Source organism: Gemmobacter sp. (assembly GCF_016792925.1).
GTDB lineage: Bacteria > Pseudomonadota > Alphaproteobacteria > Rhodobacterales > Rhodobacteraceae > Gemmobacter.
This window is the reverse complement of the sequence record NZ_JAEULU010000355.1, coordinates 1-8,274: the sequence shown is the minus strand read 5'-3', so window position 1 is coordinate 8,274 and position 8,274 is coordinate 1. Positions and strand designations below refer to the sequence as shown.

Below are 8,274 nucleotides of genomic sequence, written 5' to 3'. Positions count from 1 at the left end.
TCACCTTCACCCCGGCCTCAGCCTCGAACTTGGCGATCAGGGCGGGGTCGATGCTGTCGGACCAGACGTAAAGGTTCAGCTCCCCCTCGGCGGCGGCGGCCATCGGCAGGGCGCAAAGCGTGGTGGCAAGCAGGACGCGTTTCATGGAATATCTCCTTGTTGATGGGATGGCCGGGGTTCAGCCCCGGCTCGGGGTTCGGAAGGTCAGGATGAGGGCGGTGGTCGCCAGCACCAGCGAGCCCAGCACGATCAGCGTGGAAATCGCGTTCAGCTCGGGCGTGGTGCCCTGTTTGATCAGGCCGAAGATATAGACCGGCAAGGTGGTGGAGCCGCCGGAGTTCAGCATGTTCGAGGTGATGAAATCATCCATCGAGATCACGAAAGCCAGCATCGCCCCGGCAAACACCCCCGGCGCGATCAAAGGCAGCGTCACCCGGCGAAACGCCACCCAAGGCGTTGCGTAAAGGTCTTGCGCGGCCTCCTCGAAATCCGGCTCCATCCCTTGCAGGCGGGCGCGGATCGGCAGGAAGGCAAAGGGGATGCAGAAGGCGGTATGGGCGATGATCAGCTTGGCCATGCCATTTTGCAACCCGATCTGCGAAAACAGGATCAAGACCGCCACCGCCAGCACGATCTCTGGCAGCAAGAGCGGCAGGTTCACCACCGTCTCGCTGACCCGGCGCAGCCGCACATCGCGCCCCCGCACCAGCACCAGCGCCGCCATCAGCGCCACCGTGGTCGCGATCACCGTGGCCACACTTGCCACTGTCAGCGAGATTTTTACCGCATCCAGCAGCGCCCGGTTCTGGAGTGCACTGTCATACCAGCGCCAGGAAAATCCGGTCCAGACTGAGGCAAGGCGGTTCTCGTTGAAACTATAGGCGATCACCACAAGGATCGGCGCGTAAAGCCAGACGAAGAACAGCGCCGTGAAAATCCGCGCGCCGGGATAGCGTTTCACATCAGACATCTGCGCCGCCTTTCCGCGCCCGGAGCGCGTTCAGCATCAGGAAGATCATCACCAAAACCATCAGCGTGACGGCAATGGCGGCGCCAAAGGGCCAGTTGCGCCCGCCGCCAAATTGCGTCTGGATCAGGTTGCCCATCAGCATGGTCTTGCCCCCGCCCAGCAGGATCGGCTCCAGCACCGCGCCAAGGCAGGGCACGAAGACCAGCACCGCCCCCGCCATCACGCCCGGCAGTGTCAGCGGCAGGATCACCCGCCGCGCCGTCACCCAGCGGCTGCCATAAAGATCATGGCTCGCCTCGATCAGGCTGCCATCCAGCTTTTCGATCGAGGCGAAAACCGGCAGGATCATCAGCGGGATATAGGAATAGACCAGCCCCGCCAGCATGGCGCCATCGGTGAACAGCAGGCTGTCGATGTCGGTCACAAGACCAAGGCCCCGCAGGGTTTTCTCGATCACCCCGTCATTACCCAGAATGATGATCCAGGCATAGACCCGCACGATCATCGAGACCCAGAAGGGCAGCGTTACCAGATAGATCAGCACCGGTTTCCACCGGCCCGGCGCCTGCGCGATGGTATAGGCGGCGGGCAGGGCCAGCGCGGCGCAGATCAGCGTCGTCAGGCTGGCCAGCCACAGCGTGCGCCCGATGATGGCAAGGTATTGCGGCGTGAAGGCGAGATTGCCGTCCCAATCCTCCTCGAACAGGATTTTGGCATAGCTGTCGAAAGACAGGCCCCAGTCAAACCCGCCATAGGCACCGCGGGTGGCCAGGCTGACCAGCACCACGATGCCGATGGGCAGGATCAGGGTCAGCGCCATGATCCCCCAGGCGGGCGCCAGGCCCCAGATGCGGAAATCGCGCAGCCTCATTGCCCCAGCACCCGGGCGCTGTCGGGGCGAAAGCCCAGTTGCACCTGGCGACCGGGCTCAAGGCTGGCGGAATGCGACACCGCATTGCGCTTGGAGACCCGCAGCTCCACCCCGTTCACCGCGATGGTGTAATGGGTATAGCCGCCCATGTAATTGCGGCTGGTGACGACGCCCTGCAAGCGAGGGGCGTCTTGCGGCACCTGCTCATCCAACCCGATCTTTTCCGGGCGCAGCGACAGGGTGGCGGCGGCGCCGACCCGCGCGCCCTTGTGATAGGTCTTCACCTGCCCCAGCGGCGTGCGCACCGTGGCATGGCCTTCCTCCACTGCGATGACCTCTGCGGGCAGGAAATTGGTTTCGCCAATGAAATCCGCCACAAAGCGGTTCGCCGGGTCTTCATACACCTCATTCGGCGCGCCGATCTGCTGCACCTCGCCCGCGCCCAGCACGCAGATGCGGTCGGACATGTCGAGCGCCTCCTCCTGATCATGGGTCACGAAGATGAAGGTGATGCCGGTGGCGCGCTGCAATGCGCGCAGCTCGTCGCGCATCGCCTGCCGCAGCTTCAGATCCAGCGCCGAAAGCGGCTCGTCCAGCAGCAGCACCTCCGGCTCTGACGCCAGCGCGCGGGCCAGGGCGATCCGCTGCCGCTGCCCGCCCGACAATTGCGCCGGGCGCCGGTTGGCAAATTGCGACATATGCACCAGCTCCAGCATCTGCGCCACCCGGGCGCGGATGCGGTCTTTCTTCCAGCCCAGATTTTCCAGCGCGAAGGCGATATTCCCCTCCAGCGTCATATGCGGAAACAGCGCATAGCTTTGGAACACCGTGTTCACCCGGCGCTTGTGCGGCGGCTCGGCGCCGATGTCGCGGCCATGCAGGCGGATGCTGCCCGATGTCGGGGCCTCAAAGCCTGCGATCATCCGCAACAGCGTGGTCTTGCCGCAGCCCGACGGCCCCAGCATGGTGAAGAACTCATTGTCGTAAATGTCGAAGCTGACCCCTTTCAGCGCCTGAAAACTGCCGAAGGATTTGGCAACATTCTGAACCTCGATGGCCTTGTTGCGCATGATCAATCCACCGCCAATTCGGTGATCTCGCGGCGGAAGGACAGGGTATCGCCCCAATCCTCGCCCCAGACCCCGGTGTCCAATTCCCGCGCATAGCGGTGGCCCGCATAGGTGGCCCAAGCAATCGGCCCCGGCGCGGCGGCATCGCCGATCAACCGGACCGAGCGGATGCCCGCATCCGCCCAATCTGAAGATCGCGCCATAAGCCCATGATAAACCGCATGATTCGACGCCCGCGAGGCCACCAGAACCACCGCATCCGCCGCGATCACCCGGCGGCTGTCGGTATAGGTGCAATTCGCCTCGACCCCATCGCCGCGCAGCGCCGTGACGCCGGTGTTCAACACGATCTGCACGCCCGCCTCGGCCAGACGGCGATGAATGGCGCCTTGCTCCAGGGTGTTGCGCGTCCAGTCCGACACGAAGGCCGCAGGCGTCACCAGCGTCACATCGCAACCCGCCCTGGCACACATCTCGGCCAGCACGCCGCCCATGTAATAATGGTCGTCATCATAGACCACGACCCGCCCCGAGGGCATCCGCCCCGCCATCAGGTCATCGGGGGTGAAGCTGGGCAGGCTGCCCAGGCCCGGCATCGCCACCACATGCTGCCGCGCCACGCCATCGGCACGCCAGCGGCTGCCGGTCGCCACGCAGATATTCTGGAAGCCGAACTCCAGCACCTCGTCCACGCCCAGTTCAGACCCTTGATACATCTGCACATTGGGCCGCTGACCGATCTGATACAGCCGGTAATCCACCACCCGCCCCCAGGCCGAGAGGCCCGGCAACAGCCGCTCGCGCGCGACCCGGCCGCCGAAACTGTCGCCCGCCTCGGCCAGCGCCACGTCATAGCCGCGCAAGCTGAGCGCCCGCGCCGCCTCCAGCCCCGCCGGGCCAGAGCCGATGACCAGCACAGTCTCGCTCTCGCCCCGCGCCGCGATCTTTTCGGGGTGCCAGCCCTTGCGCCATTCCTCCATGAAGGTCGGGTTCTGGGTGCAGCGGCTGATGCTCATCGTCATGTCGCCGGTGATGCACATATTGCAGCCGATACATTCGCGGATGTCCTCGATCCGGCCCTCTTCCACCTTCTTGGGCAGAAAGGGGTCGGCAATCGAGGGGCGCGCGCAGCCGATGAAATCCAGCCTGCCGGATTTGATCATCCGCGCCATCACATCGGGCGAGGTGAAGCGCCCCACCCCCACCACCGGGCGCGGCGAGAGATCGCGGATGCCCTGCACCAGCACCTCCTGCGCGCCTTCTTCCTTGAAGCGCGAGGGGCCGGAACACTCTTCCCAAGACCCCTGCGCCAGATCCCAAAGATCGGGCAGCGTCGCATTCATCTCGATGAAATCGCGGACCTCGGCATTGGAGAACCCCAGATCGCCGATGCTCTCGTCCAGACTGACGCGCATGGTGATCGCCATCGTATCGCCCACGGCGTCGCGCATATCAGCCACCACCTCGCGGGCAAAGCGCGCGCGGTTTTCCAGGCTGCCGCCATATTCGTCGCTGCGCTGATTGGTGGCGCGGCTGAGGAAATGCTGAAAGATGCCAAAGCCATGCGCGCCATAGAGGCAGATCAGGTCGAACCCCGCCAGCTTTGACCGTTTCGCCGCATTCACGAACCAGCGCCGCAGATTGCGGATGTCGGTCTTGTCCATCGCGCGGGCCTGCACCGGATCATTGGTAAAGGTGCGGATCGGCAGGGCGGTCGGGGCCAGCGGCACTTCCTTGGTGTAGAAATTCGGGCCATTGATGCCGGAATAGGCCAGCTGGATGCCCGCCAGCGCGCCATGGGTCTTCATCGCCTCCGACATCTTGCGCAGGCCCGGAATATCCTTGTCCTCCCACAGGCGCAGCTCGATGAAGGGCGTGATCTCCGAGGTCTGGTGCATCTCGGTCTGTTCGGTGAAGATCACTCCCCAGCCGCCCTCGGCCTTGATGCCGCGCATGGCGGCGGCGGCTGAAGGGTCGCGATAGCCGCCGCCATTGCAATGGGGCACCTGATAAAAGCGGTTCTTCGCCGTCAGCGGGCCAATCTGCATCGGCTGAAACAAGACGTCATAGCGGGGGTCGCGCAAGGCCAGCTGCCTCCGGTTTTCGGTTGGGTTGCGCCCAGCAGAAACCGGAAGGGGGTTCGGGTAAATTATCGCCTGCGGAAGCCCGAATTAGGCCCGCACTAAGCCAAAGGCCAGCCGCCTTCGCCAAAGGCAAAGCGCCGAAAGTTTGGGCAGGGCCGCAACGCCTTACGGTTGTGAGCGGCTCAGGGTTGCGGGCTGACCCCGATCACCGGCTCATGCAGATGCCAGAGCGCCGCCCAGACCAGCAAAGCCAGCACCAGCCGCATCACGGGCGGGCGATAGCTGCGCCAATTGCCGCGAAACGGCAGGTTGGAGGTGGCCGAGGCCCGCGTCACCCACATGCCCCGCCCCCAGTCGCGCGCCTTGCGGGCGTCGATCGCCCGCATGCCGATCACGGCATAAAGCGCGAAACCGCCAAACAGGATCACATGCGCCAGATCGCCATTCACGAGCGCATGCGCGCTGGCCCAGATCAGCAAGGCCCAAAGCAGCGGATGCCGCACCACCCCGGCAAGCCCCGGTCGCGCCGGATCAAACCCTTGGCTGCGGCCGCCAAAGCTCAGCGGGTTCACCGCGCCAATCGCGAGGCAGATCAACAGGATGGCCAGCGGCATCGCCAGGTTGACCACAAGCCGCATCCAGCCCGCCTGATCCCATAGCGGCACGAAAGGCGCGCGCCCGGCGGCGGCGATCACCCAGGCCAGCAGCGCCAGCGACACCAAGCCATAGGCGGCATGAAAGCCGCGCCGCGCCCGCAAGCCCGCCGCCCGGGCGGGCAGCAGATGCGCCAGATAAAAGGCGACCAGCGCCCCGGAGAACTCGATCCATGCCATAAGCGCATCCTGCGCGGGCCAAAGCGGCGGCGCAACTGGACATTCCGTCGCTGCCCTCTATCTTCGCCGCATGTCTGATGCCTTGATCATCGCCCATGGCTCTCCCGCCGATCCGCTACCGCAAGAGCGGTGGATGCAGGCGCTTGCGGCCCGGGTGCGGATGTGGCTGCCGGACTGGCGCATCACCGGCACCACGCTGGCCCTGCCCGGCGCGCTGGAGGCCGCCGTGGCGCGGCAACCGCAGGCGCTGATCTACCCGTTCTTCATGGCGGAGGGCTTTTTCACCCGGCGCCAATTGCCCAAACGGCTGGCCGGTGCCGGGATGGCAGGCCCGCGCCAATTGCCTGCTTTCGGCCATCACCCGGCTTTGCCTGCGCTGCTGGCGCAGGTGGTGGCAGCGCAGCCCGGCACGGTGCTGCTTGCCGCCCATGGCAGCCAGGTCTCGCGCGCCTCCGCTACCCAGACCGAGGCGCTGGCCGAAACCCTGCGCGCGGCAACCGGGCGCCAAATCCTCACCGGCTATGTCGAGGAGGCACCTTTCCTGCAAGAGGTCGCCCGGCTGGATGGCCCGGCCTTCTGCCTGCCGCTCTTTGCCACCCGCGCGGGCCATGTGGCGCAGGATGTGCCAGAAGCCCTTGAAAGTGCAGGGTTTCAGGGCACCCTCCTGCCCGCCATCGGCGAACACCCCGAGGCCGCAAGGCTGATCGCCGAGGCGCTGCGCGCCGCCTAGGCCTTGGGGCGGAAGGCCTTGCAAACGCCCGGATCGGTCTCGATCCGCCCTGCGCCCATCAGGTCAAGGCAATAGGGCACCGCCGGAAATACCGCATCCAGACAGGTCGCAATGGCCGAGGGCTTGCCCGGCAGGGTGATGATCAGGGTCTTGCCGCGCGTGCCCGCGCCCTGCCGCGACAGGATCGCCGTCGGCACCTCGCGCAGGCTGACTGCCCGCATCAGCTCGCCAAAGCCGGGGAAATGGCGGGTCACCACATCCTCCATCGCCTCGGGCGTCAGATCGCGCGGGCTGGGGCCGGTGCCGCCGGTGGCGAGGATCAGATCGGCGCCGCCCTCATCGGCCCAATGCCGGAACGCCTCCGCCACGCTCTCGCGCCCGTCCGGCACGATCTGGCGGTGGATCACCAAAGGCGAGGTGATGGCCCCGCGCAACCAGGCCTCGATCGCCGGGCCACCCTTATCCTCGTAAATGCCGGCAGCGGCCCGGTCCGAGACGGTGAGAATGGCAACGGTCGCACTCATGCCAGCACCTCGGCCAACCAGGCATCCAGCGTATCGGGCAAGACCGGCTCTGCCAGACCCTCCGCAAATACCTGAAAGGATTGCATATTCATCGCATTCACCCCCAGAAGCACCGGCATGCCGGACGCCAGCGCCTCGGCGATCAGCGTGCGAAACCCGCGCCCCTCGGCCTCATGCTTGCCGAATTTGTTCACGATCAGCAAACGCGCCCCCGCCATGCGCGCCGCCACCTCGGCCACCGCCGCCTCCAGCGCGCCCGCATCCAGACGGCACCCTTGCGATCCCGGCCCAAGGCTCTGGCTGATGCCGATCACCGGCCCATCGGGCAGAACCTGCACCTCCATCTCGCAATCCTCGCCACATTCGACGTTGAACTGCACGGCGCCTGCCAAGGCCACGCCCTGCCCCTGCAACCGCGCTGCCAGAGCCGCCAAAAGCCGGTCGGTCTCGCCCCGTCCGGGCAGGGTAATGGTGGCCAAACGCATGGGTGCCTCCTGAAACTCACGGGCACCATGGCAAGACCTGAGAGGATGCACAAGGCGGCACCGTCGCGGGGGGCTGTCTGCCCCCCACGGGGCCTTTGGCCCCTCCCCCCGAGGATATTTTTGAACAGAAAATGAAGCAGGCTTATTTCCCATTTTCTGTTCAAAAATATCCTCAGGGGGTGAATGGGCCGCGAGGCCCAGAGGGGGCGCGAGCGCCCCCTGTCTTCATGCCCCCTGTCTTCACGCCCCCAGCCGGATCAGATCATGCGCGGCAAGGCTGACCTCCACCGCCTGCCCCACGGCGGGAGGCGGCGTGTCGGGGCGGTTGAATGTGTCGAGCGCCACCTTGGTGCCCGCGACATCCGCCGTCACCCGGATCACCGAGCCGAGGAAATGCACTTCCGTCACCGTCGCGGGCAGCACGATGTCATCGCCGGGCGCGCGGCCCAGGCTCAGCGCCTCGGGGCGGGCGGCGAAATCGCCGTTGCCAAGCGCAACGCCGCCGATCCGCCCGGCCTCATCGGCGCGGAACACGTTCAGCTGCCCCACGAAATTCGCCACAAAGCGGGTGGTCGGGCGGTTATAGATCTCGAATGGCGTGCCGACCTGATCGGCAATGCCGCCGTTCATCACCACGATACGGTCAGAGATCGACAGCGCCTCCTCCTGATCATGGGTGACGAAGATCGTGGTGATGCCCAGCTCGC

General features: G+C 65.7%; 9 protein-coding genes. 1 reads left to right on the top strand and 8 read right to left on the bottom strand.

The annotated features are described in order from the left end of the window. Window positions 1-178: 178 nt before the first annotated feature. From JNN06_RS17585 to JNN06_RS17565, 5 genes are all read right to left on the bottom strand, one after another. Window positions 179-970, bottom strand: a complete 792-nt coding sequence (locus tag JNN06_RS17585) for an ABC transporter permease (RefSeq protein ID WP_291240891.1) — start codon at window positions 968-970, stop codon at window positions 179-181. Further along, window positions 963-1,841 (bottom strand): ABC transporter permease, encoded by an 879-nt coding sequence (locus tag JNN06_RS17580; protein ID WP_291240890.1) that lies wholly within the window; start codon window positions 1,839-1,841, stop codon window positions 963-965. Before JNN06_RS17580 ends, JNN06_RS17585 begins: the two co-directional genes overlap by 8 nt. Further along, on the bottom strand, window positions 1,838-2,911 hold the full coding sequence (locus tag JNN06_RS17575; protein ID WP_291240889.1) for an ABC transporter ATP-binding protein: 1,074 nt from the start codon (window positions 2,909-2,911) through the stop codon (window positions 1,838-1,840). Before JNN06_RS17575 ends, JNN06_RS17580 begins: the two co-directional genes overlap by 4 nt. Window positions 2,912-2,913: 2 nt before the next feature. Beyond that, a complete protein-coding gene (locus tag JNN06_RS17570; RefSeq protein WP_291240888.1) occupies window positions 2,914-4,995 on the bottom strand; it encodes an NAD(P)-binding protein in 2,082 nt (693 codons plus the stop codon). A gap of 182 nt (window positions 4,996-5,177) precedes the next feature. Continuing rightward, a complete protein-coding gene (locus tag JNN06_RS17565; protein WP_291240887.1) occupies window positions 5,178-5,828 on the bottom strand; it encodes an NnrU family protein in 651 nt (216 codons plus the stop codon). Window positions 5,829-5,898: 70 nt separating this feature from the next. Here JNN06_RS17565 and JNN06_RS17560 point away from each other — a divergent pair, with 70 nt between their 5' ends. Then, window positions 5,899-6,558, top strand: coding sequence for a CbiX/SirB N-terminal domain-containing protein (locus tag JNN06_RS17560; RefSeq protein ID WP_291240886.1), 660 nt, complete (start codon window positions 5,899-5,901; stop codon window positions 6,556-6,558). Here JNN06_RS17560 and mog read toward each other — a convergent pair. The 3 genes from mog to JNN06_RS17545 all read right to left on the bottom strand — a co-directional run. Beyond that, the gene (gene mog, locus JNN06_RS17555) at window positions 6,555-7,082 is read right to left on the bottom strand and encodes a molybdopterin adenylyltransferase (protein WP_291240885.1); all 528 of its coding nucleotides are present in this window, start codon (window positions 7,080-7,082) and stop codon (window positions 6,555-6,557) included. The genes JNN06_RS17560 and mog overlap by 4 nt on opposite strands. Then, window positions 7,079-7,567 carry a DUF2478 domain-containing protein gene (locus JNN06_RS17550; RefSeq protein WP_291240884.1) on the bottom strand — a complete coding sequence of 163 codons (489 nt, stop codon included), beginning with the start codon at window positions 7,565-7,567 and terminating at the stop codon, window positions 7,079-7,081. Before JNN06_RS17550 ends, mog begins: the two co-directional genes overlap by 4 nt. 240 nt (window positions 7,568-7,807) lie before the next feature. Then, a partial coding sequence (locus JNN06_RS17545) for a TOBE domain-containing protein (RefSeq protein ID WP_291240883.1) occupies window positions 7,808-8,274 on the bottom strand: 467 nt, incomplete at its 5' end.

What these genes read in the sequence shown, in the direction of transcription:
- JNN06_RS17550 (WP_291240884.1), bottom strand. Translation starts at nt 7,567, where the DNA reads ATGCGTTTGGCCACCATTACCCTGCCCGGACGGGGCGAGACCGACCGG.
- JNN06_RS17560 (WP_291240886.1), top strand. Translation starts at nt 5,899, where the DNA reads ATGTCTGATGCCTTGATCATCGCCCATGGCTCTCCCGCCGATCCGCTA.
- JNN06_RS17565 (WP_291240887.1), bottom strand. Translation starts at nt 5,828, where the DNA reads ATGGCATGGATCGAGTTCTCCGGGGCGCTGGTCGCCTTTTATCTGGCG.
- JNN06_RS17575 (WP_291240889.1), bottom strand. Translation starts at nt 2,911, where the DNA reads ATGCGCAACAAGGCCATCGAGGTTCAGAATGTTGCCAAATCCTTCGGC.
- mog (WP_291240885.1), bottom strand. Translation starts at nt 7,082, where the DNA reads ATGAGTGCGACCGTTGCCATTCTCACCGTCTCGGACCGGGCCGCTGCC.
- JNN06_RS17580 (WP_291240890.1), bottom strand. Translation starts at nt 1,841, where the DNA reads ATGAGGCTGCGCGATTTCCGCATCTGGGGCCTGGCGCCCGCCTGGGGG.
- JNN06_RS17585 (WP_291240891.1), bottom strand. Translation starts at nt 970, where the DNA reads ATGTCTGATGTGAAACGCTATCCCGGCGCGCGGATTTTCACGGCGCTG.